We start from the raw sequence: 16,739 nt of genomic DNA, 5'->3' as shown, positions 1-16,739 counted from the left end.
TCGCGGAGCGATCCGCTCACCACATCGACTTTTTCGCGCGCTCCGGCCATTCCTTGTCGTAGGCCTCGCCGTCGATGCCTTTCCGGCTGGTAATTTCCAGGATCTTTCCGGGTGTCGGCAGCGACTTCGGATCGACATGCCTTGCCAGGTTCCAGAGTTCCGACCGGACGATGGCGCGGGCGCACTGGAAATAGACCGAATCGACGTCGATGATCGTGACCGAGCGCGCCGGCTTGCCGTCGACGCTGAACGAGGCGCAGAGCTCGGCGTCGGTGGTGATATGGGCGCGGCCGTTGACGCGCAGCGTCGTGCCGGAGCCTGGCACCAGGAACAACAGGCCGACGCGCGGATCGCGAATGATGTTCTTCAGCGAATCGGCGCGGTTGTTGCCGCGTCGGTCCGGCATCATCAGAGTTTTCGGATCGGGAATGCGAACGAAGCCGGCGAGATCCCCGCGCGGCGAGCAATCCAGCCCTCCCGGCCCGCTGGTCGCGAGCGCGACAAAGGGCGAGGCTTCGATAAAGGCGGCATATTCGGGGATGACGTGGTCGAGTTCCTTGACCAGCGATGTCTCGCCGGGCAGGCCATAGAGCGCTTCGAGCTGTTCGACCGTGGTGATGACGGACATTTTTCTTCTCCGGACCTTTGCCGGCGCTACTCTATGTCGGTGACGTTTTGACGACAGGGCCCGGCGGAAGCTAACGGTCGCGGCTTAGCCCCTTCTCCTCCAGTTCGGCGAGATAGGCGGCCCAGCGTGCGTCCTTCTCATGGCCGAGCGTATGCAGGTAGTTCCAGGTGAAGATGCCGGTATCGTGGAAATCGTCGAAGGTGATGCGGACGGCATAGTTGCCAACCGGTTCGATCTTCAGGATCGCAACGTTGCGCTTGTCGGGAACGGTCACGCGCTGTTCGGGCGAATGGCCTTGCACTTCGGCCGATGGCGAGACAACACGCAGGAACTCCGCCGGCAGTTCGAACGGCTGATGACCTGGGAACGTCACGGTAAGCAGCTTGCGGTCCTTCGAGACCCTGAGTTCCTTCGGCGCCGTCATGGTGGTAGATTCCGCATTATCTGTCCTTTCCCTACGCCGCTTCGCGCAGCGGGAAAAGGCCGCTTCGAGACTTCCGACACAATCTGTCGGCGGCGCGATGTTACCAAAGATCGAGATCTCTTATCTTGAATGGCAGGTTGGATCGTATCACATAGCCATATATAACGATGCCGTTCGCAGCCACGGGAAACGTACCAGCATGGACATGATCGATCCTTTTGGTCGCACGATCAGCTATCTCAGGGTGTCGGTCACCGACCGCTGCGATTTCCGCTGCACCTATTGCATGGCCGAGGACATGGCGTTTCTTCCCAAGAAGGATCTGCTGTCGCTGGAGGAGCTCGACCGGCTCTGCACGGTCTTCATCGAAAAGGGTGTCAGGAAACTGCGCCTTACCGGCGGCGAGCCGCTGGTGCGCAAGAACATCATGCATCTGGTGCGCCAGATTGCGCGTCATCTCGAAAGCGGCGCGCTGGAAGAACTGACGCTGACCACCAATGGCTCGCAGCTTTCGCGCTTTGCCGCTGAGCTCGCCGATTGCGGGGTCAAGCGGATCAACGTTTCGCTGGACACGCTGGACCCGGAAAAATTCCGCCAGATCACGCGCTGGGGCAATCTCGACAAGGTGATGGACGGCATCGACGCGGCGCAGGCGGCGGGGCTGAAGGTAAAGCTCAATGCGGTGGCGCTGAAGGATTTCAACGACGCCGAGCTGCCGGAAATGCTGCGCTGGGCGCACGGCCGCGGCATGGAGTTGACGGTCATCGAAACCATGCCGATGGGCGAGATCGATGCCGACCGCACCGACCAATACCTACCGCTGTCGCTACTGCGCGCAGCACTGGAGCGGCAATTCACGCTGAGCGACATCCCCTACAAGACCGGTGGCCCGGCCCGCTACGTCCAAGTCGACGAGACAGGTGGCCGGCTCGGTTTCATCACGCCGATGACGCATAATTTTTGCGAAAGCTGCAACCGCGTCCGGCTGACCTGCACCGGCACGCTCTATATGTGCCTCGGCCAGGAGGATGCCGCCGACCTGCGCGCGCCGTTGCGTGCATCCGAAGGCAACGAACTGGTCGCCGACGCCATCGATGAAGCCATTGGCCGTAAACCTAAGGGTCATGATTTCATCATCGACCGCCGTACCAACCGTCCGTCGGTGTCGCGGCACATGAGCGTCACCGGCGGCTGATATTTCGCCGATTGATGGAAGGATTGCCGTCAGGCCCCTGCTTTGCACGGCCTGTAGACGATCGCGGGCCGCAGATAAGGCTGTGGCCTAGCCCTTTTGACATTTCTGTCTTGCGACCGGCTGCTAGACGCTTGATGCAGAACCACAACCGGTAATCGCCTTGCCTCTTTCGCCAAACCTGCGCGGCGCGTTGTTCATGATGGTGGCCATGAGTGGCTTCACCCTCAACGACGCGATCGCCAAAGTCCTGTCGGAATCCATGAACATGGCGCAGGTCATGCTGGTCCGAGGTGCGTTCGCTTCGCTCCTGATAGGTCTGCTCGCCTGGCAACGCGGGGCGCTTGCCCTGCCCGCCTCGATGCTGCAGCCGATGGTTGCGGTGCGCATCGCCAGCGAAGCCGGTGCTACGGTGTCGTTCCTGGTTGCTTTGGCGCATCTGCCGATCGCCAACGTCTCGGCCGTGCTGCAGGCGCTGCCGCTGGCGGTGACGATGGGCGCGGCACTTGTGTTCAATGAAGGCGTCGGCTGGCGGCGTTGGCTGGCCATCGCCATCGGTTTTGCCGGCGTGCTGATCATTGTTCGGCCCGGCTTCGAGGGGTTCAGCATCTATTCGCTGCTGGCGCTGGCTTGCGTTGCCTGTTGCGCGGTGCGCGACCTCGCCACCACTCGGATACCGCAGGTCATTCCGACATTACTGGTGTCGACTGCTACAGCGCTTGCCATGACGCTGCTCGGCGCGGCACTGCTTTCACCAATGGGCGGGTGGACGCCGATGGCCGGAGAAAGCACGGCATTGCTGGCACTGGCGGCAGTGCTTGTTGTTATCGGCTACCAGTTCATCATCATGGCGATGCGGGTTGGCGACATCTCCTTCATCGCGCCGTTCCGCTACACAGCCCTGCTCTGGTCGATCCTGCTTGGCCTGGTCATCTTCGGCGATATCCCCGACCTGCCGATGACACTCGGCGCTACCGTCATCGTCGGCTCCGGCCTCTATGCACTTTACCGCGAGCGGCTCGTCGGCCGGCGAAAGACCGCCGCCGAAAGCGCTGGACCTGATATGGCGCCGGACGGCATATAGGCTGGCCGTTCACGACGAGCGGGACCGCATGGACGACAGACGATGACCAGAGAGATTGCCGGCGTCATTCTGGCCGGTGGCCAGTCGCGGCGAATGGGTGGCGGCGACAAGGGCCTGCTTGCGCTGGGTTGCGGCAGGCTTCTGGACCATGTCGTTGCCCGCTTTGCGCCGCAGGTCGGTCCGTTGGTGCTCAGCGCCAATGGGGACCCGGTACGATTTGCCGGGGTTGGGCTTCCGGTGCTTGCCGACACCGTGAAGGGTTTTGCGGGGCCGCTTGCCGGGATCTTGACCGGCCTCGAATGGGCTGCTGCCAGCACGGCTTGCAAGGCGGTTGTCACGGCTGCGGGCGACACGCCGTTTTTGCCGACGGACCTGGTTGAGCGGTTGGCGGCGGCGGTCGAAGAACGTCCCGACGCGATCGCTGTCGCCTGTTCTGGCGGCAAACGGCATCCGACATTCGCGCTCTGGCCGCTGAAGGTCCGCGATGCCTTGCGGCGCTGCCTGGTCGACGAGGACATCAGGCGGGTTACCGCTTTCATCGACGGGCGTGACCATGTCGATGTGGAATTCCCGATCCTGACGTCGGGGGACCACGCGCACGACGCCTTCTTCAACATCAATAAGCCTGACGACCTTGCCCAAGCCGAACGTCTGTTGCAGAGCATGAAGCCATGATGAGACGCGTCTTCGGTATCACCGGCTGGAAGAATTCCGGCAAGACGACACTGACCGAAAAGCTGGTCGCCGAACTCGTCCAGCGCGGCTGGAGGGTGTCGACGGTGAAACATGCTCATCATGATTTCGACATCGACAGACCGGGAGCGGACAGCTTTCGCCATAGGCAGGCCGGGGCCACGGAAGTCGCCATCGTGTCGGACAGGCGCTGGGCCTTGATGCACGAATTGCGTGGTGAGGACGAGCCGACGCTGGACGCGATCCTGTCGCGGCTAGGCACCTCCGATATCGTGCTGGTCGAAGGCTACAAGCGTGAGGCGCACAGCAAGATCGAAACGCGGCGGCTGGAGGCCAAGGACAAAGCACCGCTTTCGGCAAATGATCCGCATATCATCGCCATCGCCGCCGACTTCGCCATAGCGGGCGAGAGCCTGCCTGTGTTCGATCTCGACGACACGACATCGATAGCCGACTTCATTGAGCGCACGACAGGTTTGAGGCGCTGAGTCACTGCCGAAGCCGCATTCGGACGCCCCTATTTCCTCTTTAGCATCCCTGCCCCAGCGTCATCATTATCCGGGAACGCAAAACCCGTGGGCGGCAGTTTTGCAGTTGCTTTTTCTTGAGAAAGAGTGGGAGTATCGAGCCAGCGGGCGGTCAAAAGCACCGCCCACAGAGCCGTTTGGAACGACGGCCGGGATCATAAAGAGAGGACCATCATGCGAATTGCATTGCGTATAGCGCTCGCCGCGTCGGCTGCGCTGCTGACGCTTGGCGTTGCCCAGGCTCAGGAGAAAACCCTGAGGATCGGCACGGAAGGCGCCTACCCCCCATTCAACAACCTGACTGCCGATGGCCAGCTCGAAGGCTTCGACATCGACATTGCCAAGGCGCTTTGCGAGGAGATGAAGGTGAAGTGCACTTTCGTCGCGCAGGATTGGGACGGCATCATCCCGGCGCTCCAGGCCGGCAAGTTCGACGCCATCGTCGCATCGATGTCGATCACGCCGGAGCGTGCCGAGAAGGTCGACTTCACCCACAAATACTATAACACACCGCCGGCGATCGTCGTGCCCAAGGATAGCGACATCAAGGGCGTAACCAAGGAAGATCTCGCCGGTAAGACCATTGGTGTGCAGGGTTCGACCACGCATTTCAACTATTCGACCGCAACCTACACCGACAGCACGATCAAGCCTTACCCGACCGCGCAGGAATACCAGCTCGATCTCGCCAATGGCCGCGTTGATGCGGTCAACGACGATATCACTGTCCTCGAAGGCTGGCTTGCCACGCCGGACGGTGCCTGCTGCAAGGTGATCGGTGCGATCACGCCCGACATCAAGATCCATGGCCCGGGCGCCGGCATCGCGGTGCGCAAGGGCGAGACCGAGCTGACCAACCAGTTCAATGCGGCGATCGACGCCATCCGCGCCAACGGAAAGTACAAGGAAATCAACGACAAGTACTTCAAGTTCGACGTCTACGGCGGCGAATCCTGATCCTTCTGGATCTGACAGCGAACGGCGGGACGTTCCCCGCTGTTCGCGCAAGGAGCGGCGCACGAGGGGCGACGCGGCGCTGCTCTCAAAGAGCCCATGAAGGAGAACAGGCAGGCGGATGCAAAGCGTTTGGACGCTGCTCAGTTGGGGCCCTGAAGGCTGGCTCGACGACATAGCCTATGGCGTTTTCATCACCGTCTCGCTTGCAGCCGCGACCTTGCCTGTCGGTCTGGTGATCGGCTTTCTGGTCGCACTGGCCAAGCAATCCAGTGAGCCTTCGTTGCGGCTGGCCGGCAATATCTATACCACGATCTTTCGTGGGTTGCCCGAGCTGCTGACCCTGTTCATCATCTTTTACGGCGCGCAAATCGGTATCCAGCAAGTGATGCGCCTGTTTGACCCGACTGCCTCGGTCGAAGTGAACGCTTTTGTTTCCGGCATGATCGCGCTCGGCGTCGTCTTCTCATCCTACGCCAGCGAGGTCTTCCTCTCCGCGTTCAGCGCCATTCCGAAGGGACAGTACGAGGGAGGCTACTCGGTTGGCCTGTCGGGCTGGCAGACGATGCGGCTTGTGGTGCTGCCGCAGCTTATCCGTATCGCGCTGCCAGGTCTCGCCAACCTGTGGCTCATCCTGCTCAAGGACACTGCCCTGGTCTCCGCTATCGGGCTAACCGATATCTTGCGGCAAGCGGGCGTCGCCGCCCGCGTCACCAAGCACGCCTTCCTGTTTTTCGGTGTCGCCGCTCTTATCTATCTGCTCCTCGCCATCATATCATCCTTCGGCATCAACGCGATCGAACGTGCGGTCAGCCGCCAGCAGGTGCAGCGATGAGCGTAGTCGCCACCGACCGACCGCCGGCTCTGCCACGCGGCTGGCCCCGGCAACGTATTCTCGGCTATGGGCTGGTCTGTCTGTGGATCGCTTTTCTCGCTGGGGTCACCGCCTATCTCGTCCTCGCCTGGAACGGCGAGCTTTTCGAGAAATACGCGCCGTCCTACGTGACGGGCCTTGGCGTGACGCTTTTGCTGGTCGCCATCTCGATCGTGCTCGGCGCGATCCTGTCGGTGCCGATCGCTTACGCCCGCATGTCGAAGAACCGATTTCTTTCAGGTCTTGCCTATGCCTACGTCTATTTCTTCCGCGGCACGCCGCTGCTGGCGCAGACCTTCCTTATCTATTACGGCGTAGGCTCCTTCCGGCCGCAACTTGAGATGGTAGGCCTCTGGGGTTTTTTCCGCGAGGCGTTCAACTGCGCAATCTTCGCCTTCTCGCTCAACACCGCCGCCTATCAGGCAGAAATCCTGCGCGGCGCGATACAGAGCGTGCCCAGGGGCCAGTGGGAGGGCGCCGCCTCGCTCGGCCTGCATAAATTGCAGACGATGTGGAAGATCATCCTGCCGCAAGCACTGATCGTGGCGCTGCGACCCTATGGCAACGAGATCATCCTGATGATCAAGGGCTCGGCGATCGTCGCCATCATAACAGTTTACGATCTGATGGGCGTCACGCGGCTCACCTATTCGCGCACTTTCGACTTCCAGTCGTATGTCTGGGCGGCGATCATCTATCTGGTCATTGTCGAGATATTGCGCCACGGGGTCGAATGGATCGAACGGCGCATCACGATCCATCTGCACCGCTGACTCCCATAGCTTTGCCTGATCCGCTAAGAAGGCCGGAAAACAGGCTCGAAGGGATTCGAAAACATGGCATCGGTGGCATTTCTCGGTCTTGGCGTCATGGGCTATCCAATGGCCGGACATCTCAGGAACAAGGGCGGCCACGATGTCACCGTCTACAACCGCACCAAGGCAAAGGCCGAACAATGGGTTGGTCAGCACGGCGGCGGCCTTGCTACGACGCCGGCCGAGGCGGCCGATGGCAAGGATTTCGTCTTTTCCTGCGTCGGTAACGATGATGATCTGCGTTCGGTGACGATTGGAGCCGGCGGTGCGTTCCAGACGATGAAGAACGGAGCGATCTTCATCGACAACACCACGGCGTCGGCTGAAGTCGCGCGCGAGCTGGCGGAGAAGGCGCAAATGGGCGGTTTTTCGTTCCTCGACGCACCGGTCTCCGGCGGTCAGGCCGGCGCCGAAAACGGCGTTCTGACCGTCATGGTCGGCGGCGAACAAAAGGCCTTTGACAAAGCAAAGCCGGTCATCGATGCCTATGCCCGCATGGTCGGGCTGATGGGGCCGGCCGGCTCGGGCCAGCTCACCAAGATGATCAACCAGATCTGCATTGCCGGTCTTGTCCAAGGTCTGGCCGAAGGCATCCATTTCGGCAAGAAGGCCGGACTCGACATCGAAAAGGTCATCGAGGTGATCTCCAAGGGCGCTGCCGGCTCGTGGCAGATGGAGAACCGCCACAAGACAATGAATGCCGGCAAATACGACTTCGGTTTCGCCGTCGACTGGATGCGCAAGGATCTCGGCATCTGCCTGGCGGAGGCCGATCGCAACGGCGCCAAGCTGCCTGTGACGGCGCTTGTCGATCAGTTCTACAAGGATGTGCAGGGGATGGGCGGCAAGCGCTGGGATACGTCATCTTTGCTGGCGCGATTGGAAAAATAGGCTTTCGTCGTGCCCGAGCTTTCGCCGCAATCCAGCGCCGAAGAGATTGTCGTCCATTTGCGCTCGATCGGCTCGGACGAAAATCGCCGCGGAATGCTGCGATATGGCATCAAGATCGAACGTGCGCTCGGCATCCCGCATGGTGTGCAGCGGCAGATTGCCAAGAAGATCAAGCGCAATCATGAGCGCGCCTTCGAGCTATGGCAGACCGGCATCATGGAGGCGCAGTTCATCGCTTCCGTCACCGCCGACCCGGAGCGGTTTTCTGCTGCAGACGCAAGACGATGGGCGGCGACTTTCGACTCATGGGATATTGTCGACGGCGTCTCCGATCTCTTTGTCGATACGGATTGCTGGAAGGAACTGATAGTGGAGTTCGCGGCCGACGAACGGGAATTCGTTCGACGCACGGCTTTTGCCATGATGGCCTGGTCGGTGGTCCACCGGAAGAACGAACCAGAGGCGACCTTCCTCGACTTCCTGTCGATCATCGAAGCGCATGCCACCGACGGTCGCAATTTTGTGAAGAAGGCGGTGAACTGGGCGCTTCGTTCGATCGGCAAGCGATCGATGGGTCTGCACGGCCCTGCCCTTGCCCTGGCACAAAAGCTGGCTGCCTCAACCGACAAGACGGCACGCGGGATCGGCAAGGATGCCGCAAGGGAACTTTCCGATGCCAAAACGCTCGAGCGGCTCGCCAGGAAAGGCTGACCGGGCGAAATCCGCGCCGATTTGTAATGCGGCTCGAACGTTGACGCCATGGCGGGCGACGGCTTTATTGGGCGAAAAGGTGAGCGGATGACGAAGTGGTTGGGATTGCCTGCGGCCGCCGCGGCGTTGTTGCTTTGTTTCGACGCAGCGAGCGCTTCCGCCGAAACCGCGCGCATATTCTGGAAGGATCTGCGCCCGTCGACCCAGCCCGCCGCCGAAAGTGTCGGATTGCCGATGATAGCGGCAAGAATGCCTGATCATGGCGAGACGCTGTCCCTCAATCTGCGGGACAAGACCATCCAACTGGCAGGATACGCGCTACCGGTGGATCGCGAGGGCGATCTCGTCTACCAGTTCCTGCTGGTGCCATGGACGGGTGCTTGCAGTCACATGCCAACGCCGCCGCCCAATCAGATCGTGCTCGTCACGCCCGCCAGCCCCTACCGGATGTCGCAGGCCTACCAGGCGGTTTCCGTGACCGGCGCCCTTAAGCCGGGCATGGAGAAAAGCCAGCTCTTCATCCTCGACGGAGCCAGTGTCATACAGTCGGGCTACGCGGTGCGCAAAGCGGAGGTGGTGAACGTCGATGTGGTGCCGGACACAATCACGCAGCCGGCAAACTCACCGTGGCGTTTCCTCAACAAAAAGAATAACTAAGTAAGGACACCTCAGGCGGCGTTCGCGCCCGATTCCTTGTCCAGCATCATGTAGTCCAGCGGCATCTCGGTCGTGTATTTGATCTGCTCCATGGCAAAGGACGACGAGACGTCGCGGATCTCGATCTTGGCGATCAGCCGTTTGTAGAAAGCATCATAGGCAGCGATGTCGGGCACCACCACGCGCAAGAGGTAGTCGACGTCGCCGCTCATGCGGTAAAACTCGACCACCTCAGGAAATTCCTGGATGACCTCCGAAAAGCGCCGCAGCCATTCATGGCTGTGCGAATTGGTGCGGATCGACACGAATACGGTGACGCGCACATTGACCTTTTCATGATCGAGGATGGCGACGCGCCGCTTGATGACGCCTTCCTCCTCGAGCTTCTGGATCCGACGCCAGCACGGCGTCGTCGACAGCCCGACTTTCTTGGCGACGTCGGCGACCGCGAGCGTCGCGTCCTCCTGCAAGAGGCGGAGGATTTTTCTGTCAAGCCGGTCCATTGGGTGCTCCCACGGGGATAGAATAGGAATAGATTGGCTATAATCCCTCTTATTTAGGCCATTCACAAGAAAGAAATTCTGCCAAGTGACGCAAAAGCGAGTGATTTCTTGCTCACGCTTCAGCCGAGGCGATATCGGATTTCCGATCTCAGAAACGGCAGCAAATCCATTTCAAACCACGGATTGCGCTTCAGCCATCCGGTGTTGCGCCACGACGGATGCGGCAGCGGCAGCACTTTCGGGTTTGTGGGCGCATCCCAGATGGTGCGCCAATCCATCACCGTCTCCGTCAGCGAGGCCCGGCGCGCGGCGCCCATGTGCCAGGATTGCGCATAGAGGCCGATCGTCAGCACTAAGTCGACCTGCGGCATCAGCGCCATCAGCGGCGCACGCCAGGCCGGCGCACATTCGCGGCGCGGCGGCAGGTCGCCACCCTTGGCATCCTGACCGGGAAAGCAAAAGCCCATCGGCACGATGGCGAATTTTGTCGTGTCGTAGAATTCTTCCGCGCTAACGCCCAGCCAGCTTCGCAACCGATCGCCGGAGGCGTCGGTGAACGGCATGCCCGACACATGCACCTTAGTGCCCGGTGCCTGGCTGGCAATCAGGATGCGGGCGCTCGACGAGGGTCTCAGCACCGGGCGCGGCTCGTGCGGCAACGGCCGGCCGACTGGGTTTTCGACGCAGATACGGCAGGAGCGTACCCTCGCGGCGAAGTTTTCCAGCTCTTCGCTCATTCTCGGGGACTTATTCTCAAGCCGCGGCGCTCGGCCGGCTGGAGATCGCCTGATGCCAGCGCAATACGTTGGCGCAATCCTCCGGCACCTTGATACGCGCCGGCTTCATGAAGTCGATGGCGATCAGCCCGGTGATGTCGGCGATCGAATAGTCGTCACCGGCGACGAATTCCTGGTTCGCCAACTCGTCGTCGAGGAGTTTCAGGAATTCGATGGCTTTCGGCTTGTTGGCCTCGCCCCATTCGGGAATTTGCGGAACCTCCCATTCCTTCATTGCCGGATGGATGTGCCGGAACGCGGCGGCGACGCAGCTGAGCAGGTTGAACTCCATGCGCCTTTGCCACATCTCGACCAACGCCTTGCCGAGCGCGCCGCGTCCGAACAAAGCCGGCTCCGGATGCAGCTCCTCGAAATAGCGGCAGATGGCGACGGATTCGGTGATGACTGTGCCGTCGTCGAGCTCGAGCACCGGCAGGCGCTGCAGCGGGTTGCGCGAACTGACTGTCTGCTGCCTGTGCTCCAGCGCGCCCATATCGACAGGCACCAGCGGAACCTGAATGCCCTTTTCGGCAAGGAAGACGCGTACCCGTCGTGGATTGGGAGCGCGGCCGCCATCGAAGAGTTTCATTCCATCCTCCTGTTTGATCCGACAAATTATAGGTTGCTGCTCACCACAAGCGAAAAATTTCTCGTAAGGCGTCGCCGATCGAAGCCAAAGTGCCGTGCTTTCTTTCGACCACGTCGTGATCGTGGCTCTCGCGCCAATCGTGCGGCTCGTCGAAAGTGCCGGCCCAGATGCCGGCTTTGCCGGAGCGGGCAGCGGCTTGCTCGGTTTCGAAATCGCTATAGGCCACCGCCCAACCAGCCTCGACCTGGGCGCGGTTGAGATCCTTGTCGCCGGCTTTGCAGTCGCCGAGCAGCCGGCCGTAGCGATCGCGCTGCCAGCCGGTGCAGGAGACGGGTTTGCCTGATATCAGACGCACCAGCGACTGCCGCGCCAGCTTGCCGCAGGCATAGTCGGCACCGTCCTTGCGGCAGATTTGCGAATATTCGGGCGCGTCGATGCCACGCATTCGAATGCGCTCAGTGCCGAGTGTGATCGTGTCGCCGTCATTGACGACGGCGGCGCCCTCCGTCTTACGCGTCTCGATCCGGTCAAGACGTGCGGCCAGCAGGATCAGCAGACCGAGGACGATGAGGGTCAGCGCGTAGTCCACCAGCCGGCGCGACAGGCTTCGCGGCCGCGGCGGCATGTATCGCTGTCGCGGTCGCCACGACCACGAACGGTTCATATGGCAAACCGTTGGTTAATCATTCGAACGTAGCTTAACAATTTGAACCCGCTGCCCGTATAAATTGAAGTCTCCATGCCCTTGCAACGCTCGACCACAGCGGACAAGTTTATTGTGGACCGCAGGAAACCCCATCGCAACAGCGATGTGGCGCGCGCGGTGCGCAAGACGCGCGACCGTCTTTCGCAGCAGGCCGGAAGTCTTGATTTCGACCGCGAGCTTTTGAAACTCCACGCCCGTGCGATGATAGGTAGCGCGACCGTCATTCCGCTTCTCGTCCTGGCGACCGCCGCAATGGGTCTGTTTGCTGGAGCGAGTAACGAAAGCGGCGTCTGGGCGCTTTTCACACTCATCTGCTACACCATCGTCGTGTTCATGGCGAGGCGCGTCGACCGGACGGAAGCTGCCGAACTCAACCCGCTGCAAACGCACAGTGATTTCCTGATCGGTCATTTTCTTTGCGGCCTGGGCTGGGCCTGGTTCGCTTGGCTCCGTTGCGACGCTTGCCAGGTTTATGAGTTCCAACTGCTCAAGGCGGCGGTGCTGCTGCTTGCCATGGCAGCGACTGCGATCACGGCGTCATCGCTACGCGGAGCGCTGCTGTCGACCTTTGCCGTTCCGGTGGCGGTCTATGCCTATGCCGGCGCGAGACATTGGATTCCGGCCGAGCTTGTCATGGCCGGGTTGCTGATCGTGTCGCTGCCCTTCTTCGCCTATGTGGCGCGCCAGCTCAATCGCTCGTCCTTGATGTTGCTCTCGTTCCGCTCCGAAAAGGACGCGCTTATCGCTGAGTTGGACACGGCGAAATCGATGTCGGACGAAGCGCGGCGACGGGCGGAAGACGCCAATCTGGCAAAGTCGCGCTTCTTGGCCTCGATGAGCCATGAGCTGCGGACGCCGCTCAACGCCATTCTCGGTTTCTCCGAAGTGATGGCGAACGAGGTGCTCGGACCGATGAGCAACCCGACCTATCGCGACTATGCTCGTGACGTCCACGACTCTGGCCAGCATCTGCTCGATCTGATCAACGAAATCCTCGATCTCTCGCGCATCGAAGCGGGCCGCTACCAGCTGAACGAGGAGCCGATGATGCTGCTCTCGGTGGTCGAGGATTGCTGTCATATGATGGAGCTGAAAGCGCGCAACAAGGACATCCGTATCGTCCAGGATTTCGAAAACGCCTTGCCGCGCCTGTTCGCCGACGAACGCGCGGTTCGTCAGATCGCGCTCAACCTTTTGTCTAACGCCATCAAGTTCACCGGGACCGGCGGCGAAATCCGCGTGCGCGTCGGCTGGACGGCGGGCGGCGGACAATATCTCTCCATCAAGGACAATGGGCCTGGCATACCGGAAGACGAGATTCCGATCGTGCTGTCCGCCTTCGGCCAGGGCTCGATCGCCATTAAGAGCGCAGAACAAGGCACCGGCCTCGGCCTGCCGATCGTCCAGGGCCTGCTCGCCATGCATGGCGGCGAGTTCGAACTTCGCTCCAAACTGCGCGAAGGCACCGAGGCGATCGCCATCTTCCCGTTGAGCCGGGTGATGGAGGAATTGCCGGCCCTGCCGACAAAGACGGTTGCCGCGCGCCGGCGCTAGTCGCCTAACGAACCGCCGCCGCCATGCCCGAGCTGGTGAGCGCGGCCGCCTTGACAAGGCCGGCGGCAAGCGCCGCCCCTGCCCCCTCGCCGTGGCTCACGCCGAGGTCAAGCAGCGGGCGCAAGCCGAGACGCTCGACGGTCCGACCATGCGCAGGCTCCGGCGACAGACTGGCAAGAAGGCAATGGTCGAGTGCAGCGGGATTGGCTGCATGCAGCGTCGCGGCGGCGGCTGTGGCCACCAATCCATCGAGCAGCACCGGGATCTTCTGTATCCGGGCGGCGAGGATGGCGCCGGCGATCGCTGCGAATTCACGGCCGCCAACCCGGCGCAGTGCTTCGAGCGGGTCCCTGAGACTTGTTCCGTGGAAGGCTAGCGCGGCATCCACCACTTCTGCCTTCCGTGCCTGCATCGCCGCATTGGCGCCTGATCCGGATCCTATCCAATCGGCGCCCTTGCCGCCGAACAGTGCCGCAAACAAAGTCGCTGCTACAGTGGAATTGCCGACACCGAGGTCGCCAAGGCAAAGCAGATCGGTGCCGCCGGCAATCGCCTCCATGCCGAAGGCCATGGTGGCGGCGCAGCCGCGCTCGTCAAGCGCTGCGCCCTCGGTGAGGTCGGCGGTCGGAATATCCAGCGCAAGATCGAACACTTTCAGCCCGAGATCGTTGGCGATGCAGATCTGGTTGACCGCCGCGCCGCCCGCCGCGCAAAGCTCGACCGCGTTCGCCGTGGCAGCAACAGGCCGCGGCGAAATGCCGTGCCGGGCGACGCCATGATTTCCGGCGAAGATCGCCACCAGGGGCCGGTTCACCGCCGGTGGCGCCCGGCCACTCCAGGCAGCGAGCCACGCGGCGACGTCCTCGATGCGGCCAAGCGAACCTTTGGGTTTGTCGGCTTTGGCAAACAGCGCATGGACGCGGGCTTCGGCCGCCGTGTCGGCCGACGGCAGGGTCGCCAGAAGATTGCGAAAATCGTCGAAGGGCAGCACGCTGGTCATGTCGTTGGTGATCATTCCCTAGGGTTGGTGAGCGGCATAGCCGCCTTGCTCGGCCGGCACAACTGCTTGCATTGACGCAAAAGCGGTTGCCAGCGGCGCATTCCGGAGGGCTTGCATTGGCTTTGCCGTTACACCATGTGGAGGCGAGACAAGGGATTCCTTGGGAATCCTGAGAGAACATTATGACGGCCATCGAATCCCCATGCATCCTGGTCTGTTCGATCGATATGAAAACCGGCTTCTGCTTCGGTTGCGGCCGTACGCGCGAGGAAATCGGCGCCTGGATTGAGATGACCCCTGAAATCCGCCGCAACGTCATGGCCGAGCTGCCGGCCCGGCTGGAGATGGTTGAACGCAGACCGCGTCGGGAAACGCGCCGAACCCGCCTCGCGCGCGAACGCGACGCCCTCTCGTGAGCTCTATATGAACCGGTTTTTCTGGGTTGTGATGATCGCGATCGGGGCAGGCGTGGCTCTGCTCATGCTCAACGATTCCGCCGGCAGCACATTCGGCGTCGAGAATTACGATTTCAGCCGGTTGATCTGGCTTGGCGCATTGGTCGCCCTCATCGGCGCCGGCCTGCTCAGATCCGGCAGGCCCTTGGGCATGATGGCCCACAATCTCGGCACCTGGGCCGTCATCGTGCTCGCACTGATCGCCGGCTATCAGTACCGTTATGAATTGCAGGATTTCGCCAGCCGGGTAACGGCCGGCCTCGTTCCCGGCAGCCCGCTGGCATTGGGCCTGGACGACGGCCACGCCACGGTGACCCTGGACAAGGCCGGCAATGGCCATTTCGAAGCGCGCATCATGATCAACGGCACGCCGGTCCGGGCCGTGGTCGATACCGGCGCGACCAGCACGGTGCTGACGGCGCAGGATGCGCAAGCGGCAGGGTTCAATCCAGCCGTTCTCAATTTCAACATACCGGTTTCTACCGCCAACGGCATGGCACGCGCTGCAGCCGTGAGAACCGACGAATTGGCGATCGGCGGGATCGTGCGCAAGGACATGCCGGTCATGATTGCTGCGCCCGGCATGCTCGGCCAGAGCCTGCTCGGCATGAATTTCATCAGCTCGCTGTCCGGTTTCGACGTGCGCGGCGACCGCATGATCTTGCGCGATTGAACAGTTAGGCGGCTTCGGCGTCCGTCCTGCTGAAATCGATTGCAGCGAAAGCCGCCTTCAGCACATCCGGCCCGGCGCCGGTCCTTGTCGCGTCCGTGGAAAGGATCTGCCGGTAGCGGCGCGCGCCCGGCAGGCCGTGGAACAACCCGACCATATGACGGGTGACGTGGCCAAGCCGCCCGCCCAGCTCGATATGGCGCGCCGCGTAATCCGCCATGGCATCGATCAGCGCGGCAAAATCGAGCGCGTCGGGTTTGTCGCCGTAAAACGCGGCGTCGACACCCGTCAGAATGCCCGGCGTGTGGTAGGCGGCGCGGCCGAGCATGGCGCCGTCGACGTGATCAATGTGGTCGAGCGCTTCTTCAAGAGATTGAATGCCACCATTGATGCCAATGAATTTGTTTGGATTTTTGGCCTTCAGTCGATAGACGCGGTCATAGTCAAGCGGCGGGATGTCGCGGTTTTCTTTCGGACTCAACCCTTCCAGCCACGCCTTGCGGGCATGCACCCACAGCGCGTCGGCGCCGGCCGCGAAAACGCCGTCCGCCAGCGCGTCGAGCGCCGGCTCAGGATTCTGCTCGTCGACGCCGATCCGGCATTTGACGGTGACGGGGATGCTGACAGAAGCCTTCATCGCCATGACGCAATCGGCGACAAGGACCGGGGTTTTCATCAGGCAGGCGCCGAACGTACCCGACTGGACGCGATCGGACGGGCAGCCGACATTGAGATTGATCTCGTCATAGCCGAAGGCCTCGCCGATGCGCGCCGCTTCGGCAAGTTTCTGCGGATCGGAGCCGCCGAGCTGCAACGCGACCGGATGTTCCGTATCGTCGAAGCCGAGCAAACGCTCGCGCGCGCCCTGGATGACCGCGTCAGCCACCACCATCTCGGTGTAGAGCAACGCCCGACGCGTCAATTGGCGATGGAGGAACCGGCAATGCCGGTCAGTCCAATCCATCATAGGTGCGATAGCTACCCTATGTATTTGATATGTCATCGTTTTGTTTAACTTTAAATCGTTAGCCCATGT

Annotated in this window: 21 protein-coding genes; 13 read left to right on the top strand and 8 right to left on the bottom strand. The window is 61.6% G+C overall.

What is annotated here, in order from left to right:
• Positions 1-16: 16 nt before the first annotated feature.
• Both NKH73_RS08220 and NKH73_RS08215 read right to left on the bottom strand, forming a co-directional pair.
• Positions 17-628, bottom strand: coding sequence for a pyridoxamine 5'-phosphate oxidase family protein (locus NKH73_RS08220; RefSeq protein ID WP_352930167.1), 612 nt, complete (start codon positions 626-628; stop codon positions 17-19).
• 70 nt (positions 629-698) lie between these two features.
• Entirely contained in the window at positions 699-1,052 is a 354-nt protein-coding gene (locus tag NKH73_RS08215; protein ID WP_352930164.1) for a gamma-butyrobetaine hydroxylase family protein, read from the bottom strand.
• 199 nt (positions 1,053-1,251) lie between these two features.
• Between NKH73_RS08215 and moaA the strand changes: the two genes are divergently transcribed.
• From moaA to NKH73_RS08165, 10 genes are all read left to right on the top strand, one after another.
• On the top strand, positions 1,252-2,247 hold the full coding sequence (gene moaA / locus NKH73_RS08210; RefSeq protein WP_352930161.1) for a GTP 3',8-cyclase MoaA: 996 nt from the start codon (positions 1,252-1,254) through the stop codon (positions 2,245-2,247).
• 160 nt (positions 2,248-2,407) lie between these two features.
• Positions 2,408-3,328, top strand: a complete 921-nt coding sequence (locus NKH73_RS08205; protein WP_352930158.1) for a DMT family transporter — start codon at positions 2,408-2,410, stop codon at positions 3,326-3,328.
• A gap of 42 nt (positions 3,329-3,370) precedes the next feature.
• Positions 3,371-4,003, top strand: a complete 633-nt coding sequence (mobA, locus tag NKH73_RS08200; RefSeq protein ID WP_352930155.1) for a molybdenum cofactor guanylyltransferase MobA — start codon at positions 3,371-3,373, stop codon at positions 4,001-4,003.
• Positions 4,000-4,509, top strand: a complete 510-nt coding sequence (gene mobB / locus NKH73_RS08195) for a molybdopterin-guanine dinucleotide biosynthesis protein B (protein ID WP_352930152.1) — start codon at positions 4,000-4,002, stop codon at positions 4,507-4,509. The genes mobA and mobB overlap by 4 nt, the downstream gene beginning before the upstream one ends.
• 213 nt (positions 4,510-4,722) lie before the next feature.
• Positions 4,723-5,505: an ABC transporter substrate-binding protein gene (locus NKH73_RS08190; RefSeq protein ID WP_352930149.1), complete on the top strand. Its 783-nt coding sequence runs from the start codon at positions 4,723-4,725 to the stop codon at positions 5,503-5,505.
• Positions 5,506-5,623: 118 nt separating this feature from the next.
• Positions 5,624-6,337, top strand: a complete 714-nt coding sequence (locus tag NKH73_RS08185) for an ABC transporter permease (RefSeq protein WP_352930146.1) — start codon at positions 5,624-5,626, stop codon at positions 6,335-6,337.
• Positions 6,334-7,149: an ABC transporter permease gene (locus NKH73_RS08180; protein WP_352930144.1), complete on the top strand. Its 816-nt coding sequence runs from the start codon at positions 6,334-6,336 to the stop codon at positions 7,147-7,149. The genes NKH73_RS08185 and NKH73_RS08180 overlap by 4 nt, the downstream gene beginning before the upstream one ends.
• A gap of 63 nt (positions 7,150-7,212) precedes the next feature.
• On the top strand, positions 7,213-8,082 hold the full coding sequence (locus tag NKH73_RS08175) for an NAD(P)-dependent oxidoreductase (RefSeq protein WP_352930142.1): 870 nt from the start codon (positions 7,213-7,215) through the stop codon (positions 8,080-8,082).
• 9 nt (positions 8,083-8,091) lie between these two features.
• Positions 8,092-8,793 carry a DNA alkylation repair protein gene (locus NKH73_RS08170; protein WP_352930139.1) on the top strand — a complete coding sequence of 234 codons (702 nt, stop codon included), beginning with the start codon at positions 8,092-8,094 and terminating at the stop codon, positions 8,791-8,793.
• 87 nt (positions 8,794-8,880) lie between these two features.
• On the top strand, positions 8,881-9,450 hold the full coding sequence (locus NKH73_RS08165) for a DUF3299 domain-containing protein (RefSeq protein WP_502893879.1): 570 nt from the start codon (positions 8,881-8,883) through the stop codon (positions 9,448-9,450).
• An 11-nt stretch (positions 9,451-9,461) separates the two neighbouring features.
• Here NKH73_RS08165 and NKH73_RS08160 read toward each other — a convergent pair whose 3' ends face one another.
• The 4 genes from NKH73_RS08160 to NKH73_RS08145 all read right to left on the bottom strand — a co-directional run bounded on the left by NKH73_RS08160 (position 9,462) and on the right by NKH73_RS08145 (position 11,982).
• On the bottom strand, positions 9,462-9,953 hold the full coding sequence (locus NKH73_RS08160; RefSeq protein WP_023675006.1) for an Lrp/AsnC family transcriptional regulator: 492 nt from the start codon (positions 9,951-9,953) through the stop codon (positions 9,462-9,464).
• A 119-nt stretch (positions 9,954-10,072) separates the two neighbouring features.
• The gene (locus NKH73_RS08155) at positions 10,073-10,690 is read right to left on the bottom strand and encodes a uracil-DNA glycosylase family protein (protein WP_352930133.1); all 618 of its coding nucleotides are present in this window, start codon (positions 10,688-10,690) and stop codon (positions 10,073-10,075) included.
• 16 nt (positions 10,691-10,706) lie between these two features.
• Positions 10,707-11,318: a glutathione S-transferase gene (locus NKH73_RS08150; protein ID WP_352930130.1), complete on the bottom strand. Its 612-nt coding sequence runs from the start codon at positions 11,316-11,318 to the stop codon at positions 10,707-10,709.
• A 40-nt stretch (positions 11,319-11,358) separates the two neighbouring features.
• Positions 11,359-11,982: a thermonuclease family protein gene (locus tag NKH73_RS08145; RefSeq protein ID WP_352930127.1), complete on the bottom strand. Its 624-nt coding sequence runs from the start codon at positions 11,980-11,982 to the stop codon at positions 11,359-11,361.
• Positions 11,983-12,057: 75 nt separating this feature from the next.
• On the opposite strand from NKH73_RS08145, the gene NKH73_RS08140 reads away from it, so the two are divergent.
• On the top strand, positions 12,058-13,578 hold the full coding sequence (locus NKH73_RS08140; RefSeq protein WP_352930124.1) for a sensor histidine kinase: 1,521 nt from the start codon (positions 12,058-12,060) through the stop codon (positions 13,576-13,578).
• 4 nt (positions 13,579-13,582) lie between these two features.
• Here NKH73_RS08140 and NKH73_RS08135 read toward each other — a convergent pair whose 3' ends face one another.
• The gene (locus tag NKH73_RS08135) at positions 13,583-14,578 is read right to left on the bottom strand and encodes a nicotinate-nucleotide--dimethylbenzimidazole phosphoribosyltransferase (RefSeq protein ID WP_352930747.1); all 996 of its coding nucleotides are present in this window, start codon (positions 14,576-14,578) and stop codon (positions 13,583-13,585) included.
• 182 nt (positions 14,579-14,760) lie between these two features.
• On the opposite strand from NKH73_RS08135, the gene NKH73_RS08130 reads away from it, so the two are divergent.
• Together NKH73_RS08130 and NKH73_RS08125 are read left to right on the top strand one after the other, a co-directional pair.
• Positions 14,761-14,994, top strand: coding sequence for a DUF1289 domain-containing protein (locus NKH73_RS08130; RefSeq protein WP_352930121.1), 234 nt, complete (start codon positions 14,761-14,763; stop codon positions 14,992-14,994).
• Positions 14,995-15,001: 7 nt separating this feature from the next.
• Positions 15,002-15,706 carry a TIGR02281 family clan AA aspartic protease gene (locus NKH73_RS08125; protein ID WP_352930118.1) on the top strand — a complete coding sequence of 235 codons (705 nt, stop codon included), beginning with the start codon at positions 15,002-15,004 and terminating at the stop codon, positions 15,704-15,706.
• 4 nt (positions 15,707-15,710) lie between these two features.
• Here NKH73_RS08125 and dusA read toward each other — a convergent pair whose 3' ends face one another.
• Positions 15,711-16,706, bottom strand: a complete 996-nt coding sequence (dusA, locus tag NKH73_RS08120) for a tRNA dihydrouridine(20/20a) synthase DusA (protein WP_352930115.1) — start codon at positions 16,704-16,706, stop codon at positions 15,711-15,713.
• Positions 16,707-16,739 lie beyond the last annotated feature (33 nt).

This window comes from Mesorhizobium sp. M0938 (assembly GCF_040319125.1).
Classification (GTDB): domain Bacteria; phylum Pseudomonadota; class Alphaproteobacteria; order Rhizobiales; family Rhizobiaceae; genus Mesorhizobium; species Mesorhizobium robiniae.
This window is presented reverse-complemented; position numbering and strand designations above follow the sequence as displayed.

Excerpts from the sequence above, each read along its gene's own strand:
- dusA (WP_352930115.1), bottom strand. The coding sequence starts at position 16,706 with ATGACATATCAAATACATAGGGTAGCTATCGCACCTATGATGGATTGG.
- moaA (WP_352930161.1), top strand. The coding sequence starts at position 1,252 with ATGGACATGATCGATCCTTTTGGTCGCACGATCAGCTATCTCAGGGTG.
- NKH73_RS08155 (WP_352930133.1), bottom strand. The coding sequence starts at position 10,690 with ATGAGCGAAGAGCTGGAAAACTTCGCCGCGAGGGTACGCTCCTGCCGT.
- NKH73_RS08190 (WP_352930149.1), top strand. The coding sequence starts at position 4,723 with ATGCGAATTGCATTGCGTATAGCGCTCGCCGCGTCGGCTGCGCTGCTG.
- NKH73_RS08165 (WP_502893879.1), top strand. The coding sequence starts at position 8,881 with ATGACGAAGTGGTTGGGATTGCCTGCGGCCGCCGCGGCGTTGTTGCTT.
- NKH73_RS08135 (WP_352930747.1), bottom strand. The coding sequence starts at position 14,578 with ATGACCAGCGTGCTGCCCTTCGACGATTTTCGCAATCTTCTGGCGACC.
- NKH73_RS08180 (WP_352930144.1), top strand. The coding sequence starts at position 6,334 with ATGAGCGTAGTCGCCACCGACCGACCGCCGGCTCTGCCACGCGGCTGG.
- NKH73_RS08185 (WP_352930146.1), top strand. The coding sequence starts at position 5,624 with ATGCAAAGCGTTTGGACGCTGCTCAGTTGGGGCCCTGAAGGCTGGCTC.
- NKH73_RS08140 (WP_352930124.1), top strand. The coding sequence starts at position 12,058 with ATGCCCTTGCAACGCTCGACCACAGCGGACAAGTTTATTGTGGACCGC.
- NKH73_RS08220 (WP_352930167.1), bottom strand. The coding sequence starts at position 628 with ATGTCCGTCATCACCACGGTCGAACAGCTCGAAGCGCTCTATGGCCTG.
- NKH73_RS08145 (WP_352930127.1), bottom strand. The coding sequence starts at position 11,982 with ATGAACCGTTCGTGGTCGTGGCGACCGCGACAGCGATACATGCCGCCG.
- mobA (WP_352930155.1), top strand. The coding sequence starts at position 3,371 with ATGACCAGAGAGATTGCCGGCGTCATTCTGGCCGGTGGCCAGTCGCGG.
- NKH73_RS08160 (WP_023675006.1), bottom strand. The coding sequence starts at position 9,953 with ATGGACCGGCTTGACAGAAAAATCCTCCGCCTCTTGCAGGAGGACGCG.
- NKH73_RS08175 (WP_352930142.1), top strand. The coding sequence starts at position 7,213 with ATGGCATCGGTGGCATTTCTCGGTCTTGGCGTCATGGGCTATCCAATG.
- NKH73_RS08125 (WP_352930118.1), top strand. The coding sequence starts at position 15,002 with ATGAACCGGTTTTTCTGGGTTGTGATGATCGCGATCGGGGCAGGCGTG.
- NKH73_RS08150 (WP_352930130.1), bottom strand. The coding sequence starts at position 11,318 with ATGAAACTCTTCGATGGCGGCCGCGCTCCCAATCCACGACGGGTACGC.
- NKH73_RS08215 (WP_352930164.1), bottom strand. The coding sequence starts at position 1,052 with ATGACGGCGCCGAAGGAACTCAGGGTCTCGAAGGACCGCAAGCTGCTT.
- NKH73_RS08130 (WP_352930121.1), top strand. The coding sequence starts at position 14,761 with ATGACGGCCATCGAATCCCCATGCATCCTGGTCTGTTCGATCGATATG.
- mobB (WP_352930152.1), top strand. The coding sequence starts at position 4,000 with ATGATGAGACGCGTCTTCGGTATCACCGGCTGGAAGAATTCCGGCAAG.